The sequence below is a fragment of the Leptospira paudalimensis genome, from assembly GCF_026151345.1.
GTDB classification, from domain to species: Bacteria; Spirochaetota; Leptospiria; order Leptospirales; family Leptospiraceae; genus Leptospira_A; species Leptospira_A paudalimensis.
The window spans coordinates 2474512-2492563 of record NZ_JAMQPR010000001.1; the positions used below are offsets into that span (position 1 = coordinate 2474512).

Here is an 18052-nt window from a genome sequence, read left to right on the forward strand (position 1 = left end):
AGTGTGAATGAAAATGAAAATTTTTTAGTTTTCTTGGATGGAGTTTTGCTTTTGTTTGTGGAGGTTCATCCAAATGGGTTGCACCCATGCGGTATCTGCACTTTGGTAGGTTTCTGGAATTTCTGATTTTTGGGTACGTAACGTAAGTAAACTATACACTAGCGATCGTTTGTAGGTATGTAGGGAAAGTTGGTAATTTCCAGACAAAAAGTATTCTTTTGCATGGTCTTTTTCACTTTTTGCCATCACTAAATAACGTTGGATTTTATCTTTTGTATCCCACTCCAATCGACTCGACCCAGACTTTTCGTCATTTTCCATTTGGATCCAATGCCCCATGGCTTTTTGGTAGAGCCCAGTTGTGACTTCTTCCATGGGGATACAAAGTTTTCGTTGTGTGATGAGGATCTCACCTTCCGCAAGGGTTAAAACTTTTTCGATTTCCGCACGTTTTCCTACGCGGTAGGTTTCTTCTACTTGGTCACGAATGGATTCAACAGAAGATTTTCCTACCTCAGGTTCAAGTTTAAGGTGTTCTTTCAGCTCTAATACAAGTGCAATTTTTCCATCCAATTGTTTTTTCCTTTCCCGGTAAGATATCGTACTTTTGGCAACGAGTCCTAACGAAAAAGAAAGTAAAATCACACTTGTAAAAAACTTCATTTTATTTCTTCTTTTCTTCCGGATAAATCGCTTTGCCGTTTTCATCAAATTTTGGAGTTGGAGGAACTGATTCACGTCTTGCCCCTTCCGTCTCTTTGATTTGTGCATTAGCTTCAAGCAGTAGATCTAATTTTTTAGAAGTGATGAAACCGTAGTTATCATCATGTTGTTCTAGTAAATCCAATGGTTTTGCATCTGGGTTTCCTGGAGGGACAACAGTTCTTTCCATACGTTTGTTTTCAATGAAGTTGATGAGGGTATCTCTCACCTTTTCGTAGTTACGTTGTTTTTCTTCGTTACGAGCTTCTTTTAGGTCTTCATTGGAACGGTATTGGTATTCAGGTTTATCCTCATCTGGAGTTTTGCTATAAATCATCGCAAGGATGGCAAAACGTTTTGCACGACGAAGTGTCAAAATCCCTTCTTTGTAGAGCGTAAGTTTATAACGGTATTGGTGAGGGCTTGAATTGAGACCAGTTGTGTAAAGATCTTCCGAGGAACGAAGGTCACGAAAACCTAAACGTAACAAAGCTTTTGCGTTGCTATCATTTGATCTGATGATGGCAGGCGCTGCTGCTTCCAAAAGTGCTCTTGCATCTTCGATGTATTTTTGTAATACGATTTCAAAGATATTTTTGAGTTCCCCTTGGGCTTGTCTGAGTTGGCGGAATCCATACACATAATTACTTTGTAAGTACCACATGTTTCCACTAAAGTCAGATTGGTTTGCTGCTTTTAGGAGTTTGAAATAATCAAAATCCAAATTCTTTTTGGAAGGATCTGGGGTTTGGGTTGTTCCTGGTTGGGCAGTGCTTTGTGCTTCTTCTTGTGAAGGAGCCAAATTACTGAGTGCCACATTGATAAAATTTAAGTTTTCTTTGTTTTCAAAGATCAAAATCCCCAAATTCGTTTGTTCTGGAGATACTGCATTGATGTGGGAGATATGTCCCACAACCATTGCAAAAAAGAGGATGAATTTCCATTTTCCCATAGCTCTACCTTGTTTTATATATCGGAGCTATGGAAAAAACCAGGACTAAATTTTACATTTTTTGGATGCGTTCGATGGCAGAAATGACATCTTCTCGTTTTCCAAACGCAGAAAGTCGGAAATACCCTTCTCCAGCCGGTCCAAACCCAGATCCAGGAGTTCCAACCACTTGTGCGTTTCCTAGGAGTTCGTCAAAAAATTCCCAAGATTTGAGTCCACGTGGGGTTTTTAACCAAATGTAAGGAGCATTCGTTCCACCAAACACTTTGTAACCTGCCTTAGCAAGACCTTCGCGAATGAGTTTTGCATTTTCCATATAGTAGGAAATTTGTTCTTTGATCTCCACTTGTCCTTGGGTGGAAAACACAGCTTCCGCCCCTTTCTGTGTGACATACGATACACCATTGAATTTGGTTGTATGGCGTCTGTTCCAAAGAGAGTTAAAACTCACCTCTTCTCCTGATTTTGTTTTTCCTTTTAGGTCTTTCGGGATCACAAGGTAGGCACAACGAGTTCCCGTAAACCCTGCAGTTTTGGAGAAGGAACGAAATTCCATTGCCACTTCTTTGGCTCCTGGGATTTCATAAATGGATTTTGGAATCTCTTTGTCTTGGATAAAAGACTCATACGCGGAATCGTAAAGGATGATACTTCCCATTTTTTTGGCATAGTTCACCCATTCTGTGAGACGGGCTTTGGTTGCGACCATTCCTGTCGGGTTATTCGGATAACAAAGATAAATGATATCTGGTTTTTCTTTTGGAAAATCAGGTTCAAAATTATTTTCTTCAGTCGCAGGCATATAAATGATGTTCGCATAACGTCCATCAGGTCCTACTTCTCCAGTTCTTCCTGCCATCACATTTGTATCTACATATACTGGATATACAGGGTCTACGACGGCAATTTTACTATCGAGGGAAAAAATCTCTTGGATGTTTCCACAATCACATTTGGATCCATCAGAAACAAATACTTCGTCTTCTGCGATTTGTACACCACGTGCTATATAATCATGAGCGATGATCTTTTGGATGAGGAAAGAATACCCTTGTTCTGGTCCATACCCATGGAATCCACCTGCACTTCCCATTTCTTTGGCCGCATCTACCATTGCATTGACAATGGTTGGTGCAAGTGGAAGTGTTACGTCTCCGATTCCAAGTCGGATGATTTTTGCATTTTGGTTGGCTTCTGAATAAGCTTTTACTCTTCTTCCAATCTCAGGGAATAAATATCCCGCTTTTAATTTTAAATAGTTTTCATTTATCTGAGTCATTTTCTTCTTTATTTTCCTCTATGAGTTTTCTCGATCTAAATCCTTCATGATAACCATGTTCGTATAACACATCTTCTTCGCCCCATGTCCAACAGTAAAATCCGTTGCCATGATCGAAGTCTACGAGCCACAAACCCTTAACATCAATTTTCAAATTTAAGATTTCGTTTGTCCAATGTTTGATGATGTCCCCTATTTCTTCCTCTTTCGATTCCAAAACATTTTCAGGTAACATTTTGTTTCGTACATCATCTGCGAGAACACTTGCCTTAACATAGTATTCTTTTGTGATATCTCTGACAAGGGGTAAGATCTCCCTTGCTTCTTCCAAAGTCCAAATTTTTTTAGTCAAATTTGACCCCAAGACTTAGGCAGAGTAAAACCATTCTGACAACAACTCCATACTTCGCCTGACGAAAGTAAGCTGCATTTGGCAAATCATCCACATCAGTGGATAGTTCATTCACACGAGGGAGTGGATGGAGGATAGTTGTGTCTTTTTTGGACGCAAGGACAAGTTCCTTATTCACTTTATAGATATCTTTTAGTTTTTCATACTCTCTATGATCAGGAAACCTTTCTTCTTGGATTCGTGTCACATACGCAACATCTGCATCCCAGATGGCTTTGATGTCGGTTGTTTCTTCCCAAGTCATGGGAAAACCTTCTAAGTTCTTTTTGTACTTTTCAGGGAGTTTTAATTCTTCGGGACTGATGAGATACAAATGCACTGGATAATGGCGTAAGAGGTTGATGAGCGAATGGATGGTCCGTCCATACTTTAGGTCCCCGATGAAAGCAATGTTTAACCCATCTATTTTCTTCTTTTCCGAAAAGATGGTATATAAATCGAGAAGTGCTTGTGTCGGGTGTTGCCCTGCCCCATCTCCTGCATTGATCACAGGGATGTTGACTGCACCTGCGGCAATCCGAGAAGAACCTTCGACGGGGTGGCGGATCACAGCAATATCACAATAGGCTTCAATCATCTTCATGGTATCATACAAAGTTTCCCCTTTCGAAATGGAAGAAAACTGAAACCCTACCGTGGAGATGAGCCTTCCACCTAATCGTTCCATGGCAGCTTCAAAACTCATCCGAGTGCGGGTACTTGCCTCAAAAAACAAGGAAGCCAGGAGTTTCCCGTGAAGGATCCCAAACGCCTTTCCCGATTCATGTAGGGCACTCATTCGATTTGTTTTTTCGATTAGGAAATTAAGGTCTTCTTTGGAAAATTGTAAGGTGTCTAAAATGTTTTTGTGGGAGTATTCATACATAGGGCAGAAATCTTTTCTCTAGGGTTTTTGGTATCGAATAAATCGAAAACATATTTTTTGGTATTTATGGTCGAGACAATTCAGAACAAACTGCGGGATATGGAACTAGTCACCCAACACTTGGTCCAACCAGACGATTTAAACTACCATAACAATCTTTTTGGTGGGAAAATGCTCTCCTGGATTGATGAGGGAATGGCGATGTATGTCATGAACAAAATTCGGTACACCAATATCGTCACGATGAGTATGGACAATGTGGTGTTTCGTTCCCCAGCAAGGGCAGGTGACATCATCCAAATTTATGGAAAGATTGTAAAATATGGAAAATCTTCCATCACTTCCAGAACACTTGCCATTACTAACCACCCCCAAACAGGGAAAATGGCCGCCGTCATCGAAAGTGACATCACCTACGTATGCTTAGGTGAAAATGGGAAACCAACTGCGTATTTTAGAAACTTTACCCCTCCCACTTAGGGAACAGAGTTTGGGGGAGACCGATTAGATTAAAAATCCTCCCCGTGATAAAATCGCCAAGGTCATCCAAAGATTTTGGCATTTGGTAAAAACCAGGGGATGCAGGTAAGAGGATGGCCCCTGCTTCATCTAACGCTAACATGTTCCTGAGGTGGATGCGGTTGTAGGGAGTTTCTCTCGGGACTACAATGAGACGCCTTCTTTCTTTTAAGGTCACATCGGCGGCTCGTTCGATTAAGTTTTCTGTGAGACCTGCGGACATAGAAGCAACGGTTTTCATACTACAAGGGATCACAACCATCGCATCCCAAACATTGGAACCACTGGCTATGTCAGAACCGATATCAAAAAAATTACGAACATGGAATTTGTGTTTGGGTTTTACCTTCCACTTCTCTTCCACAAAAGACAAAATGTCTTCAGTGGTTTTCACTGTCGTTTCGTATTCTTCTGAAAAGATACGTAAAGATGCGGGACTTGATGTGATGTAGGTTTCCCCTTCGATCTCATACAATGCTTTTAAAAATCGAGCAGCATAAATGCTACCACTAGCACCTGCGAGACCCACAACAAGTTTCATCGAAAACTAATTCCAGAGGAAATCTTCAGTAAAAACTCATTCCATTTATCAAATAGGATGGCCAAAAACAAAACTACACTGATCCAGGAATTGATTTGGTAAAAAATAAGTGGGAGATCCTTTTGTTTGTATTGGTAAGAGATTTTGTGTTCATACAACACCAAAATCCCAATCACAGAGAGGATTAAAAAATACATAAACCCAAGTTCGGCACTAATCCCTGCGAGGATAAAAAATACAAACGAAAGAGTATGCAAGATAACAGCGATGATACGGGATTTAGTTTCCCCTAATTTGGAAGGAATGCTATGGAGTTTTTCTTTGGCATCAAAATCCATATCCTGAATGGCATATAACACATCAAATGCGGAAATATGGAATAAAAGTCCTAGTGAAAATAAAATGGGAACTAAATTCACAGTTTCTGTGATGGCAATCCAAGCACCGAGTGGCGCCAGAGAGATCGCAAAACCGAGAACCAAATGGCAAAACAAAGTAAACCGTTTGGTGAGAGAATACAGAAATAAAATGAAAAGTGCGGGGAAGGAAAGTAAGAAAGCCAGTTTGTTCACAAAAAAACTAGCAAAGATAAAAATGAAGGCAGAAAGCCCTATGAAGAGTAACGCCGATACCTTAGAAATTTTCCCGGCAGGGATTTCTCGATTTTGAGTGCGGGGATTTTTTTCATCAATTTCTGAATCCACATACCTGTTGAAACCCATGGCAGCACTACGAGCACTGACCATACAAACAAGGATCAGGGCACCGATTCGAAGCAGATCACCTGTATCGAGACTCGATTCAAGGTAAGCGAGGACGAAGCTGATCCCAGCAAAAGGTAAAGCAAAAAGTGTATGGGAAAATTTAACCATTTTAGCGTAGAGAAATAGATTTTTGAAGAAGTTCATGGCATCCTTTCTGCCCTTAGTTTAGACAGAGATCAGGTTTTTTGGTTCATTCTGTTTCGAATTCTTCCGTTCTTAGAACCAAGGTCACAAAATATGAATATCCGTCTTTCCTTTCTTGAAAGAAACCTTTGGTCTATTTTGACAATTGGGTACTTTCTTTCACTTTCTTCCAGTTTCGCGCATGAAAGCCTGGAAGACCGACCTTTACGTATGTTTTTTCACTGTGGCAAGGAACTTTTCACAAAAATGGATGAGGAAGGGCGTGGTGGTCTCAGTGCCCTCCTTGGTTTTGTGGAACGGGAAAAAATGGATTTAGATCTGAAACGAGGGAAAGGGTACATGTTGTACCCATTTTCCCAAAAAGACAAACCATTAGAATTCCCCTTCGATGGATTTAACCTGACAAAAACCATCGAAATGGACCATGGCCCCGTCAAACTCGGTTTAGGTTCCATAGACGGGCTCTTAAATGCGAAAAACACCGACGAATTTGATGGTTGGATCGTATATGTCAGTTCAGAAGACGAAATGAAAATCCCTCTCATCCCGGTTCAAAACAATCCCGAACTCCCAGTATTTTTACTCGTCGAAGGGAAACCACAGGCAAGGTTTCGTTACCTTTCCAATGTCCACCAAGTGGAATGCCCTAAAGACTACGGAAGACTTGGTACTTTAAATTTATACTATCGCAAACGAAACCTGATTCGTTTGGATTACAAAGTAGAATCCATCAATTTAACAGACCGCAATCGTTCTTGGAAACAGAGAAAGGAATCGGAAACAGAAGAAGGTCTTATGAAACCGACTCCGAATAAGAAGGACATAGGGAAGAAAGAGGACAATCCGAACAAAACGTCCGGCGAGCCTGGCAGTACTTACGACCGAGAAATATTAGGTAAAGAGATAGGTTTCGGCAAATTTCCTTAGGCGTGATTTTCATCATCTCCCGTTCAATTTGTACGGGATCTGTTTTTTTTGTAAATCCAAGTCGTTTGGTTAATCGTTTTACGTGGGTATCCACAACAAACCCTTCCACCACACCATAAATTTCAGCAAGCACCACATTGGCTGTTTTCCTTCCAAACCCAGGGAGTTTGATTGCCTCCTCCATTGTTTTAGGAATCTCACCACCAAATTCTGCTAACACCATTTTCGCAAAACCTTGGATACTTTTGGCTTTGTTTTTATAAAACCCAGTGGAAAAGATTTTTTTCTCAATCGCGGATAAAGGTGCTTTCGCAAAAGACTCAAGAGTCGGAAAGGTACGAAAGAGTTCTGGTGTGACTTGGTTCACACGTTCGTCCGTACACTGTGCACTGAGGATGACAGCGATTGCCAACTCATAAGGTTTTGTAAATGTAAGGGGGGTTTCGACGACACCGAATTCCGCCTCAAGGAGACGGTATACTTCGGTGATATTGGGAGTTTTTTTGGATCGTTTCAATCCAGAACAACGAAATCTAAGATTTAAGTTGCTGGTTGTGCTTTTGGAGTGATTCCTACGTATTTTTTAGGAGTGATTGCGGAGATATCACCGCCGTGGTCTTTGATTGCCACTTTCAAACCTTTTTTACGAAGGGTTCTCAAAGCACGTGTAGAAATCTTAACGCGAACCCAACGGTTCTCGTCTTCCAAGAAGATTTTTTTTGTGATCACATTCACCTTCCAGATACGGCGATTCTTTTTATGAGAATGGGATACGTTGTTCCCAGCCGTTGTTCCTTTTCCGGTTACTACACATGTTCTAGCCATAATTATTACCTTGTTTCGCTATGTTTTTGTACCCTCAGAATGGGTCAATTCGAAACGAATCTTTTCCTGAAAGAATCGAAGTGCCTCCACTGGACTGTCAGCAAATCCAAATAAATGTAGGTCTTCTTCCGAAATCAGCTTCATCTCCGCTAATTTTTTGAAATTGATCACTTCCGTCCAAAATTTTGTTCCATAGAGAAGGATGGGAATCCTACTTTTTTTTCCAGTCTGGACAAGGGTAAGGGTTTCAAATAATTCATCAAAGGTTCCAAATCCACCAGGAAATGCAATCATCCCTCGGCACGTTTTCATAAACCAAAGTTTACGCATAAAAAAGTAGTGAAACTCAAATGTAAGTTCTTTGTTCACATACGGATTCGGGTGTTGTTCGTGAGGAAGGACAATGTTTAACGCAACCGATTTTGCCCCTGCTTCTTTGGCACCTCGGTTCCCTGCTTCCATGATCCCAGGTCCACCTCCTGTGCAAATGAGCAAATTACGATTTGGGGCATCTAGTTTTAAAACTTCTGCCCATTCCGAAATCAATCGGGAAAACTCTCTGGCTTCCTCGTAGTATTGGCTTAAGCCTTCTAAGGGTGAAGGTTTTCCGGGTTGGATTTTTTCCTGAGACGGGATCCTCGCCGATCCAAAAACAACAATGGTATCAGTAATTCCATGTTCATTGAACTCCGCCTTGGGATGTAGGTATTCCGAAAGGATCCGTATGGGCCCTGCTTCATTCCCCCATAAAAAACTTTGATTCTCAAAGGCTAAATCATTCATCTTGTTATCATAGATCGACCGATTGGTATAAAAGATGTGGAAATTCCCAAAAACATTTGAACTCTCAATTTCCTTAAAACATCTCCCTATTGTAGAAACCAAATTACAAAAAAGGATCCTTGATTGGGAAGAATCGGGATTTCACAACTTCCATCCCTTCCAAGTCACCGCCTGGAAAACCAAACCGGAAGCATTGTCTCATTCGAGCGTTTCCTTCGATTTTTTGTATGAGTTCTCGAATTTGGAAACGATTACCTTTTTTTTATTTCCCAAGTCATTTGGAAAAAAGAAGAAGTCTCACTTAACAGACATATTACGATCAAACATCGAAAATCAAACAACACCTAAAAAGAAAACAACAGATTGGAAATTCATAGAACAGTGGTGGAAGGAACCATCTCAGTTAGAATTAGGAAATGTAAAAATTGTAAATGCCAGTTTGGATATGGATGGACTAGAGAACCCGATCGACCATCGCCATCTACAAATGGTTTCAGGGGCATCCAAACTGATACTCAGGATTGGGTATCTAAAGGGAATCCAATACAAATTCCATCATAAAACATTTAAAACACCTTACCCAAAATTTGGTGAGTGTTACATCAAAACAAGAGACACTCATTTGGACAAAAGTTTAGGTAAGGTTTATTTTAGTTTTTTAGGTTATCTATTCGAAAACCAATCTGACGAGTACTTATTACCTTATTTTGGATTAAAACCATTGGTTCCAACTTCCATTCGATCCTTGATCCCAAATGAAATTTGGAACCAATGGAACGAAGGAGAAACAACGGATTGGGTTGAAACCAACTTAATCGGAGAAGAATATGAATTTAGGCCTGTCTACCAGGTTTCCATTTCTTCGCAGCATCATCTAAAATAATGAAACGTGAATTTTTTCCGATCACGACTTCATTGATCTTTTGGTCTTGTAAAGCTCGGTAAACAGAAGTTCGGCTAGTGTTTTTTTTCTCTGCGAAATATTTGATTTCCAAAAGGTTTTTACTAATTTGTTTACAAGTATTCACTAGGGCATCTGACATTGGGGAACTATCCTCTTTTTTTTGTTAGACAGTTTGTTCGATAAAGAGAATATTTTTTTTTAGAATTGATCCAAACGAATCGAAAATTCAATTTTTTTTTCGGAATGTGCTTTGATAAGACTAGGATTTGCACCAGGGAAATGTAAAAAATTGCCAGTGCTTGTCATCGGTTCAATCGCAATTGACCTTCTATCTTGCGGAGTGTACACTTGGTAAAAATTCCCACCAGAGATGAGTAACTTCTCCTTTTTGTTCATCGAAAATAGACCAATGTAGGGAGTTTCATTTCCGGCGGCTCCGTACAAATCATCCAAACTTTTTCCCATGAGTGGAAGTTCACCATTGAGTAACAACTCACCACCTAATATACGTTCAGGTAAAAGGTAATCTCCGAGTTTAATCTGGTGGAATCCAGATCCGATGAGGAATAGATCATCGATACTTTCTTCTTCGTTCCAACGGAAATAGGGATGGATTCCAAGTGCAAAGGGAAATTCTTCTTCTGATTGGTTCTTTAATTCATAGATGATTTTGAGTTCCGAAGGAGTAAGTTGGTACACTTCCGTCACTTGGATTTTGGAAAGTAATGTCCCTTCCCAAGTTTTTGGGATGTCCATGGAAAATTTGACAATGGATTCCATCTCCCCTTGTGTTTCGGAAAGGATGGTTCTTGGCAGGTTGTGGAAGAGCCCATGGAGAGGGATTCCGTTCCCATCTGTCAACCAATGGATACTCGGATAAAATGGCTCTCTCGCCCATGGGTTTGGTTCCAATCGATTGACCCAGGGAAACATCAAAAACGAACCTGAAGCAAAAAATGGATCTGGGGCTTTGTGGCCTGCAACCACAGAAACTTTGGAGCCATCTACGGGAGAATGGAGATTCAAATGCAACCATTGGCCACCTCCAGTGGGTTCTGTCCCAAAACTAGAGTATTTTGTTTTCAGTAGGTGCAAGATTTATCTCCCAAAAATGATTGAAGTCAGAGTTTGCCATCTTAGAAAGGTTTGTATGCCTTTAAGAAAGTTTGGTCTAATTAGTTCCGTCGTTCTTCTTTCGATTCTTTTTACAGAATCATGTGTCATTGGGAATAGTATGAATTTATTCCCTCCAACAGCTAAGTCTGAATTCGAAGAGAAACTCATTGCTGGAAAGGATCAAGAAAAAATCGTAATTATCTCCATCGAAGGGATGATTTCTGATGAAGGAAAAGAATCCTTTTTTGGACCTTCTTCTGATTCGATGGTCGTCAGAGTGAAAGAATCACTCAAACGTGCAGAGAGAGACCCTGATGTCAAAGGTGTGATCTTAAAAATCAACTCTCCTGGTGGAACTGTTACGGCAAGTGACATCATCTACCAAGAAGTGAAAAAATTCAAAGAACGTAAAGGGATCCCTGTTTTTGCAGGATTTATGGATACAGCTGCTAGTGGTGCTTATTACATTGCAATGGCAACAGATTCCATTGGTGCCCACCCAACAACTGTTACAGGTTCTGTGGGTGTGATCATGTCGGGGATCAATGTGAAAGAAGGTTTAGACAAAATTGGAGTGAAAGACCAATCCTTTACCTCTGGTCCAAACAAAGCCCTTGGTTCACCTACAACAGAAATGACTGCGGAACAAAGAAAAATTTTACAGTCAATCATTGATAGTTTGTATGCTCGCTTTTTTGATGTTGTGAAAAAAGGCAGACCTAAAGTTTCTGAATCCAGACTCAAAGAAATTTGTGATGGAAGGATCTTCACAGCGGAACAAGCACAGAAAGAAGGGATGATTGATTTTATCGGTTATTTTGATAATTTTGTAATCGAACTCATGAAACACCCTAAGTATGAAGGCAACCCACAAGGATCACCTCGTATTGTTACTTACCAAAGAGGAAAAGTACCTGTGGAAAATATTTACCAAGCAACTGACGTGAAAGGAAATCCTATTTCATTTGGTATCGCTGATAAACTTCTTGGAACAAATACGAACTCGAAGTTTTTATACCTATGGGATATCTAAATTTTAAGGTTACCTAATTCATGTTATTCAATTCGATTCCGTATTTAATTTTATTTGCGCTTACCTATTTAATCTATTGGAACATTCCACAAAAGGGGAGAAAACCCCTTCTTGTGGTTTCTTCTCTTATTTTTTACGCCTATTTTAGTTTTCCTTTTTTATTCCACTTCCTTTTAGTCATTCTTGTTAACTATGCGTTTAGCGAATGGATGTTTCGGAAAAAAGAAAAAGGAGAAAATCACAACAGTGTTTTATACACAATTGTCATTTTAAACGTTCTTAATTTAGCGTTCTTTAAGTATTTTTACTTCATTACAGATTCATTATACTCTTTAACAGGGTATCCTAGTTTCAAAGAAATTGCTGGTTCATGGAGTATTTTTTTACCACTAGCGATTAGTTTTTATACCTTCCAGATCATTGCTGTACAAGTGGACATCCACCGTGGTATCATTGAAAAAAGAATGTCCACTGTGGACTACTTCTTGTTCATTTTGTTTTTCCCACAACTCATCGCTGGTCCGATTATGAGGTCACAGGATTTCCTCCCTCAACTCGACCACCCAACGATAGACTCAGACAGAATGAAAAAGGGAATCTTCCTTATCATTGGTGGTTTGTTTAAAAAGGTCATCATTGCAGAAAACATCGCACCAATCATTTCTCCTTTGTATCTAGACCCCGCGAAATACGATAGTTTTTCGATTTTCTTCAGTGTCCTTGCCTTCGCGATCCAAGTGTATTGTGACTTTTCTGGGTATACGGATATGGCAAGAGGATCTGCTAATTTACTGGGATATGAAATTCCAGAAAACTTCCAAGGTCCATTTTTTTCACAGTCTTTCCGAGAACTTTGGAGCAGATGGCACATCACATTATCCTCTTGGTTACGTGACTACATTTACATTCCGTTAGGTGGAAGTAAAGGGAGCATTTTCCGATCCAATTTGAATTCCTTTATCACCATGTGCCTTGGAGGGTTGTGGCATGGAGCCAATTGGGCCTTTGTCCTTTGGGGGGCGTATTTAGGCGCTCTCATTTGGATTGAAAGGTCTTTATACCTCCATCGTGGGAAAAAGAAATTCATACCAGACACATTCCCACTTGCAGGAATCATACGAACCATTGTGATCTTCATTGTATTTACATTTTCGGGAGTATTTTTTCGTGCAGCAGCAAGAGGAGCAGAATCCTTAAATGTTGCTTATGAAATTTTTAAAGGTGTTTTAACTCTACGAAATACTGGTGATACCTTAAGCCGAGTGGATGAACTTCCCACCTTCATTGCTTTAGGACTTATGTTCAACTGGTTCCAATACTCACCGTTTGTGTATGAAAAACTAAAACCTTTCCAAAATATTTTACTCCCCATTTTATCCGTCGTAATTTTACTTTTACTCGGAATTTTTGGAGATGGTGGACAAGATTTTATTTACTTCCAATTCTAAATCAAATTGTAATACCAATTTGATTTCAGCTCTACACCAAAAGAAGAAATTCCTTCTTCTTTTGGTGTTTTTATTCCCACTTTTTTGTACACCAAAACTTGGATGGATACGGACTTTACCAACAGAATTTCCAAAAGATTCAGATTTACTCCTTGGTTCATACAAAAGACCTACAGAAAAAAAATCAGCGATGGGATCAAAAGATTTCCAACTCTTTTGGACAGAATCCATTTACATTGAACCAAATTTCGAATTTAAAAAAATTTGGAGAGAATGGAAGGTATACAAAGACCACTTGCAATTTCGCCAAATCATTGGGAAAGGTTCCATTGAGAAGTCAAAGGAATGGGTGCTTTTAACAACAAAAGAATTGAATGTAAAAGAATGTCGATTGGAACAAACTAAATTCCAAATCACAAAACAATTCACAAAACGGATTCCATGCGAGGTCTTTGTTGTCGATTCCACAAAAAACTTCGAACATAAACTACTCTATTATTATGACGGAAAATCTTTATACCCACTTCAATATGAATCTGGTTATACAGAAGCCAATTTTGGGATTGCTTGGGAATCAGACATCCCATATGAAAAAACGAGATTATTTGAAATTGCGATACGTAAGTATGGGAAAAAAGAATTCCAACCCCACGTGTATCATCACGTGAAGTTGGATTGATTCGAAGGAAGAATCAAAAAAGGGTAACCATCTCTAGAAAGAATCATAACAACAAGTTTTATTTAACGAACAGCCACCACCGCACAAGCCTTTGCAAATTCTTTTGACTCCAATTCAGCTTTGTGTTCGAATTTAGAAATTCCATGTGCACGGAAAGCATCACTTGCTTTTTTTGCATAAGTAGAAGCCTCACAAAAGTTACCAGCTTTCGAATACGCTTGGCTTGCTAAGTATTGGATCGAAGCAAAACTTTTATGGGATTTCATACCAATAGCTTCACGGATTTTAATTGCACGGTCATAATGAGTAGAAGCTAAATCAAACTCTCCCATTCCTTCTTCTTCGTTCGCCATTTTCACAAGTTCATTGGAAATGGCAGCTAAGGTTTCGTTATCGTATTGGCCAATGAGGGAAGCTACATCATCATTCAAAAAGGAGGACTCTCCAGCTTTCACTGAGAAGTTGATCGCTAAAATAATGATGGTTAAGAGTAGTTTTTTCATATTCCCTCCGAACTGCTGTTCAAGAGAATAGATGCAACTATCGTGCCAACATGAGATCCCTCTAAAACCGCTTAGAATTGTCGTTTCGGGAGATTCGGAAAGGAATGGACCTTTCAATCTGCTGAAAAATTACGCAGATTGAGTGGTTTGCAAGAAATTGCCTAAAAAAACAGGGATTATAAAAAAAATCCCTCCTTGCTTGGTTGGGAAGAAGGGATTTGATTCTCATTTGACTGGTCTTGGTAGGCTGATTTTTTAGCTGAGGCTTACTTCAATTCGTCGTCAGAGATTTCCAATTCACGTTGTAAGAAGTCATTTAGATCCATCGATCTGTAGTGGTCTCTGTCCCCATCACATTGCCGTCCACCAGGGACAGACAAGGTTCGGCCTGCAATCGTGATTGGTTTTAAGAATAAATTTCCAGTGAGAGGGCAATTTGGTCCTGGCGAAAGTCCATTAAATGCACAAGTGGCACCCTTAACCACATCGGCAGGAATTTCATCCGATTTGCCATTGGGGTAAAAACTTGGATAAGGTCCTTCGTTGTAAAAACGAGAATACATTTTCCCCCAAATCGGTGCCGCTACACCAGCAGCAGTGACACCCTTTCCTAGAGAAAGAGAGGATTTATCAAAACCCATCCAAACAATCGATGTGTATTTTGGATCAAAACCGGCATACCAAACATTGGTATAAGAAGATGTAGAACCTGTTTTTCCGCCAGATTCCCCTTTATAATTTCCTTTGTCTGCAGCACGCAAGGCTTGGGTTGGTGTTCCTCCCATTGCCACACCGATTAACATTTGTTTGATGATATATGCTGTGGCTTCTGGAATGATTTGGATGGTTCCATTTTTGGCTTCTTCAGCCAAAGTTTCTTGGACTTCCTTTTCTTTATTATAAACAACAGTCCCACTTTGGTTTAGCACATAACGAACACTAAATGGAATTACATCTTTTCCTTTGTTTGCAAGGATAGAATACCCAAGAGCCATTTCATAAGGTGTGAGTTCTGCAACTCCCAATGCCAGGGCTGGACCTGTTGGGAACCTAGCTTTATTTGTTTTTGTAACTTTGGAGGCAAAATCAATGACGGAATCTGTCCCAGTTCGCATCAGAACCTGCACCGACACAATGTTTAAGGATAAAGAGAGTGCGCGAGACAGAGGAACCATACCTCGGAAATCACCAGAAATGTCTTGAGGCGAATACCCTTCCCCTTCTTCTGTAATGGTGGTAAGTGGTGCATCCATAATCCCTGTTCCCGATCCAACAGCACGGTTTTGGATAGCAGCTGCATAAACAAATGGTTTGAATGCAGAACCTGTTTGGCGTCTCGCTTGCATTGCACGGTTAAATTGGTTTTTGGGGGAGAACCTTGAACCACCCACCATGGTTTGGATATAACCAGTTTGGTGGTCGATGGTAATGATAGCACCTTCTACGTGTAAGTTGGAAGAAAATACAAGAGAGGATCTTTGGAATTCTTTGACTGCTGCACTTTCGTTTTCGGAAGGGATAAAATCCGTTAACAATTCCAGAGCCGGTGCCATTTCTTTTTCTAAATGCAGACGAAACACTTGCCTGTCATCCAAACTTGTTACATATGGGACACCCACTGGGAAAATGGAACCAAACAAATTGTATAAAGAAACAAGACCACGATCGGCACGCCCCGCATAACGGAAGTTTGCACCAAATGCAGATTTGTCTTGTTCGATTAGGCCTTTTCGTAATTCTTCTTCTGCAATTTCTTGTTTTCTCACATCAAGTGTGGTATAAACACGAAGTCCACCTGTGTAAAGAGCCTCCTCTCCCAATTCCTTCTCTAAGATTTGGCGAACCCACTCTGTAAAATAAGGGGCACGGTTGAGTTTAGCACCCCAAGTAGAACGTGAAGGAGATTGGGTGATGACAACAGGCCAATACCGTTCCCAAAAATCATCGTGAATTTTCTTTACTTGGTCTTTGGGAATAAAACCATTTTTTGCCATGAGGCCAAGCACCACCATATGCGCTTGTTTGGCTTCTTTCGGGTTTTTGAAAGGTGAATAGGTAACAGGTGCTTTAGGAAGTCTTGCTAAAAGTGCTGCTTCAGCAATACTTAAGTCTCTTACATCTTTTTGGAAATATACATTGGCTGCAGACGACAAACCAGTTGTTCCATGGCCCAAATAAATTAAGTTAAAATAAATTTCTAAGATTTCTTCTTTGGTGTATTCTTGTTCGATTTGTAAGGTGAGAAGTGCTTCGAGGAATTTACGTCCAAAGGTTTTTTTCCTTTGTTGTAAGATAGTTTTTGCTAACTGTTGGGTTAAGGTGGATCCACCTTGGACAATACGGCCGGCAAAAACGTTTTTAATCGCAGCTCTTACAATGGCTAAAAAATCAATACCAAAGTGATTGAAAAAATTATCATCTTCTACTGATAAAAATGCATGGATCACATGAGGTGGAATATCACTATACTTTAATAATTCTTGTTTGTGGCGGTATAACTCTGCAAACAAAACTCCATTGGTATCATATAATTTAGTAGGAGTTGTTGGTTGGTAAGATGCAAGTTTTTGTAATTCTTTCCCTTTGTTCACTTCGGAAAGAATGTATCCAAAAAAGAGTCCTCCCAGAAGTGCAATACTAAAGAAGGTAGTGATGGTAATTCGAAGTGTTTTTTCTTTGTTCATAGTCATTATAAGTGGAATCTAAGTCCTTCTCTTGCTAAATGAATTTTTAATTTCTTCTCGCCTAACTGCTGCTGGTGGAGTTTTGCGTTTTCATAAATATCATAAATTTTTTCATCAGAGTAACTTGGTTCATGGTGGGTGAGCACTAAGTTTTTCACACGCCAAGAGGAAGCACAATTCACGGACATGGTATAAGCTGTGTGCCCCCAATCAAATTTGGAAAAGGATTCATCCAAGGTGTATTGAGTATCTAAAATGAGTAAGTCTGCATCCGCAAAAAAAGGCAAACATTCATGGATGAGGTCCATGTCAGCCCCAGTAAATTCCGCATCGGTAGCAAAGATAAAAATTTTACCAGCCCGGTTCGTGAATTTATACGCAAACGAACCACCTGGGTGTTTTAATGGGTAACACTCTACTTTGAGACCCGAAGGAAATTCTAACACATCGCCTGGGAAAAAAAGTTTAAACTCTTTTGCAGAACCTGTTCCGTCCAGTGGCACTGGAAAAAATTCTGGTTCTTGTTGTCTTTGTAATCGTTTTTCTAAATCAGCATAAGGAGAATAAAAATGCAAATGGAAGTCTGGGAAATAAATGGGCTTAAAAAAAGGAAGGCCCTGGATATGATCCCAGTGGGTATGTGTGATAAAGAAGGAGACAGTTTTTTTCAATTGGTTTGTGAAATATTCGGAAACAAGTTCGTCACCTAAATTCCTAAGTCCCGTCCCCATATCCAAAACATAGGTTTGGCCATCATCATCTGTCACCGAAACACAGGTTGTGTCAGATCCTGTGACAAATTTTAAATGGTAGGGAAGATTTTGCCAAAACTCATCCACAGATCCTTCGGCCCCTGATTGTTTGTAGAGGTCTAGAATCTCGATTATCTTTTTGCGGTAGTCTTGGTTTCGGAGTGGGCTCGCAATGGAACCGCGGACTCCGTAGAGTTGCACAATCACTTCCTCGATGCTA

General features: G+C 40.0%; 19 protein-coding genes. 5 read left to right on the forward strand and 14 right to left on the reverse strand.

Annotated features, from left to right (window positions below):
• Positions 1 to 24 precede the first annotated feature (24 nt).
• The 5 genes from ND855_RS11500 to pyrB are packed head-to-tail and all read right to left on the reverse strand — an operon-like array spanning position 25 to position 4210.
• Positions 25 to 663, reverse strand: a complete 639-nt coding sequence (locus tag ND855_RS11500; RefSeq protein ID WP_265358458.1) for a hypothetical protein — start codon at positions 661 to 663, stop codon at positions 25 to 27.
• 1 nt (position 664) lies between these two features.
• Positions 665 to 1654 (reverse strand): adhesin OmpL37 family surface protein, encoded by a 990-nt coding sequence (locus ND855_RS11505; protein ID WP_265358459.1) that lies wholly within the window; start codon positions 1652 to 1654, stop codon positions 665 to 667.
• Positions 1655 to 1706: 52 nt separating this feature from the next.
• Complete coding sequence (locus ND855_RS11510) at positions 1707 to 2933, reverse strand: LL-diaminopimelate aminotransferase (RefSeq protein WP_265358460.1); 1227 nt, start codon at positions 2931 to 2933, stop codon at positions 1707 to 1709.
• Entirely contained in the window at positions 2917 to 3285 is a 369-nt protein-coding gene (locus tag ND855_RS11515; RefSeq protein WP_100718723.1) for a DUF2203 domain-containing protein, read from the reverse strand. The genes ND855_RS11510 and ND855_RS11515 overlap by 17 nt, the downstream gene beginning before the upstream one ends.
• The gene (gene pyrB / locus ND855_RS11520) at positions 3278 to 4210 is read right to left on the reverse strand and encodes an aspartate carbamoyltransferase (RefSeq protein WP_265358461.1); all 933 of its coding nucleotides are present in this window, start codon (positions 4208 to 4210) and stop codon (positions 3278 to 3280) included. Before pyrB ends, ND855_RS11515 begins: the two co-directional genes overlap by 8 nt.
• 66 nt (positions 4211 to 4276) lie before the next feature.
• Here pyrB and ND855_RS11525 point away from each other — a divergent pair, with 66 nt between their 5' ends.
• Entirely contained in the window at positions 4277 to 4690 is a 414-nt protein-coding gene (locus ND855_RS11525) for an acyl-CoA thioesterase (RefSeq protein ID WP_100718725.1), read from the forward strand.
• Here ND855_RS11525 and ND855_RS11530 read toward each other — a convergent pair.
• The 5 genes from ND855_RS11530 to ND855_RS11550 all read right to left on the reverse strand — a co-directional run bounded on the left by ND855_RS11530 (position 4674) and on the right by ND855_RS11550 (position 8713).
• Positions 4674 to 5270: a UbiX family flavin prenyltransferase gene (locus ND855_RS11530; protein ID WP_135604814.1), complete on the reverse strand. Its 597-nt coding sequence runs from the start codon at positions 5268 to 5270 to the stop codon at positions 4674 to 4676. The two genes, ND855_RS11525 and ND855_RS11530, sit on opposite strands and share 17 nt — an antisense overlap.
• Positions 5267 to 6178 carry a UbiA-like polyprenyltransferase gene (locus ND855_RS11535; protein WP_135591278.1) on the reverse strand — a complete coding sequence of 304 codons (912 nt, stop codon included), beginning with the start codon at positions 6176 to 6178 and terminating at the stop codon, positions 5267 to 5269. Before ND855_RS11535 ends, ND855_RS11530 begins: the two co-directional genes overlap by 4 nt.
• 793 nt (positions 6179 to 6971) lie before the next feature.
• Positions 6972 to 7622: an endonuclease III domain-containing protein gene (locus tag ND855_RS11540; protein WP_135604815.1), complete on the reverse strand. Its 651-nt coding sequence runs from the start codon at positions 7620 to 7622 to the stop codon at positions 6972 to 6974.
• A 23-nt stretch (positions 7623 to 7645) separates the two neighbouring features.
• Entirely contained in the window at positions 7646 to 7930 is a 285-nt protein-coding gene (rpmB, locus tag ND855_RS11545; RefSeq protein WP_100718729.1) for a 50S ribosomal protein L28, read from the reverse strand.
• A gap of 18 nt (positions 7931 to 7948) precedes the next feature.
• Positions 7949 to 8713, reverse strand: a complete 765-nt coding sequence (locus tag ND855_RS11550; protein WP_135604817.1) for an LOG family protein — start codon at positions 8711 to 8713, stop codon at positions 7949 to 7951.
• Between the two features lie 34 nt (positions 8714 to 8747).
• On the opposite strand from ND855_RS11550, the gene ND855_RS11555 reads away from it, so the two are divergent.
• Positions 8748 to 9596, forward strand: coding sequence for a hypothetical protein (locus ND855_RS11555; protein WP_265358462.1), 849 nt, complete (start codon positions 8748 to 8750; stop codon positions 9594 to 9596).
• A 219-nt stretch (positions 9597 to 9815) separates the two neighbouring features.
• Here ND855_RS11555 and ND855_RS11560 read toward each other — a convergent pair whose 3' ends face one another.
• Positions 9816 to 10712 (reverse strand): aldose 1-epimerase, encoded by an 897-nt coding sequence (locus ND855_RS11560; protein WP_135604821.1) that lies wholly within the window; start codon positions 10710 to 10712, stop codon positions 9816 to 9818.
• 55 nt (positions 10713 to 10767) lie between these two features.
• On the opposite strand from ND855_RS11560, the gene sppA reads away from it, so the two are divergent.
• The 3 genes from sppA to ND855_RS11575 are packed head-to-tail and all read left to right on the forward strand — an operon-like array spanning position 10768 to position 13893.
• Positions 10768 to 11766: a signal peptide peptidase SppA gene (gene sppA, locus ND855_RS11565; RefSeq protein ID WP_265358463.1), complete on the forward strand. Its 999-nt coding sequence runs from the start codon at positions 10768 to 10770 to the stop codon at positions 11764 to 11766.
• A gap of 20 nt (positions 11767 to 11786) precedes the next feature.
• Entirely contained in the window at positions 11787 to 13214 is a 1428-nt protein-coding gene (locus tag ND855_RS11570) for an MBOAT family O-acyltransferase (protein ID WP_265358464.1), read from the forward strand.
• Entirely contained in the window at positions 13180 to 13893 is a 714-nt protein-coding gene (locus ND855_RS11575) for a hypothetical protein (protein ID WP_265358465.1), read from the forward strand. The genes ND855_RS11570 and ND855_RS11575 overlap by 35 nt, the downstream gene beginning before the upstream one ends.
• Positions 13894 to 13955: 62 nt before the next feature.
• Here ND855_RS11575 and ND855_RS11580 read toward each other — a convergent pair whose 3' ends face one another.
• The 3 genes from ND855_RS11580 to ND855_RS11590 form a co-directional block, all read right to left on the reverse strand.
• The gene (locus tag ND855_RS11580) at positions 13956 to 14396 is read right to left on the reverse strand and encodes a tetratricopeptide repeat protein (RefSeq protein ID WP_100718736.1); all 441 of its coding nucleotides are present in this window, start codon (positions 14394 to 14396) and stop codon (positions 13956 to 13958) included.
• Between the two features lie 266 nt (positions 14397 to 14662).
• Positions 14663 to 17080 (reverse strand): penicillin-binding protein 1A, encoded by a 2418-nt coding sequence (locus ND855_RS11585; protein ID WP_265358466.1) that lies wholly within the window; start codon positions 17078 to 17080, stop codon positions 14663 to 14665.
• A gap of 5 nt (positions 17081 to 17085) precedes the next feature.
• The gene (locus tag ND855_RS11590; protein WP_265359391.1) at positions 17086 to 18039 is read right to left on the reverse strand and encodes an MBL fold metallo-hydrolase; all 954 of its coding nucleotides are present in this window, start codon (positions 18037 to 18039) and stop codon (positions 17086 to 17088) included.
• Positions 18040 to 18052: the final 13 nt, after the last annotated feature.

What these genes read in the sequence shown, in the direction of transcription:
- ND855_RS11510 (WP_265358460.1), bottom strand. Translation starts at nt 2,933, where the DNA reads ATGACTCAGATAAATGAAAACTATTTAAAATTAAAAGCGGGATATTTA.
- ND855_RS11575 (WP_265358465.1), top strand. Translation starts at nt 13,180, where the DNA reads ATGGTGGACAAGATTTTATTTACTTCCAATTCTAAATCAAATTGTAAT.
- ND855_RS11530 (WP_135604814.1), bottom strand. Translation starts at nt 5,270, where the DNA reads ATGAAACTTGTTGTGGGTCTCGCAGGTGCTAGTGGTAGCATTTATGCT.
- ND855_RS11570 (WP_265358464.1), top strand. Translation starts at nt 11,787, where the DNA reads ATGTTATTCAATTCGATTCCGTATTTAATTTTATTTGCGCTTACCTAT.
- ND855_RS11525 (WP_100718725.1), top strand. Translation starts at nt 4,277, where the DNA reads ATGGTCGAGACAATTCAGAACAAACTGCGGGATATGGAACTAGTCACC.
- ND855_RS11550 (WP_135604817.1), bottom strand. Translation starts at nt 8,713, where the DNA reads ATGAATGATTTAGCCTTTGAGAATCAAAGTTTTTTATGGGGGAATGAA.
- ND855_RS11580 (WP_100718736.1), bottom strand. Translation starts at nt 14,396, where the DNA reads ATGAAAAAACTACTCTTAACCATCATTATTTTAGCGATCAACTTCTCA.
- ND855_RS11555 (WP_265358462.1), top strand. Translation starts at nt 8,748, where the DNA reads ATGTGGAAATTCCCAAAAACATTTGAACTCTCAATTTCCTTAAAACAT.
- sppA (WP_265358463.1), top strand. Translation starts at nt 10,768, where the DNA reads ATGCCTTTAAGAAAGTTTGGTCTAATTAGTTCCGTCGTTCTTCTTTCG.
- ND855_RS11500 (WP_265358458.1), bottom strand. Translation starts at nt 663, where the DNA reads ATGAAGTTTTTTACAAGTGTGATTTTACTTTCTTTTTCGTTAGGACTC.
- ND855_RS11505 (WP_265358459.1), bottom strand. Translation starts at nt 1,654, where the DNA reads ATGGGAAAATGGAAATTCATCCTCTTTTTTGCAATGGTTGTGGGACAT.
- ND855_RS11535 (WP_135591278.1), bottom strand. Translation starts at nt 6,178, where the DNA reads ATGAACTTCTTCAAAAATCTATTTCTCTACGCTAAAATGGTTAAATTT.
- rpmB (WP_100718729.1), bottom strand. Translation starts at nt 7,930, where the DNA reads ATGGCTAGAACATGTGTAGTAACCGGAAAAGGAACAACGGCTGGGAAC.
- pyrB (WP_265358461.1), bottom strand. Translation starts at nt 4,210, where the DNA reads ATGTATGAATACTCCCACAAAAACATTTTAGACACCTTACAATTTTCC.
- ND855_RS11585 (WP_265358466.1), bottom strand. Translation starts at nt 17,080, where the DNA reads ATGAACAAAGAAAAAACACTTCGAATTACCATCACTACCTTCTTTAGT.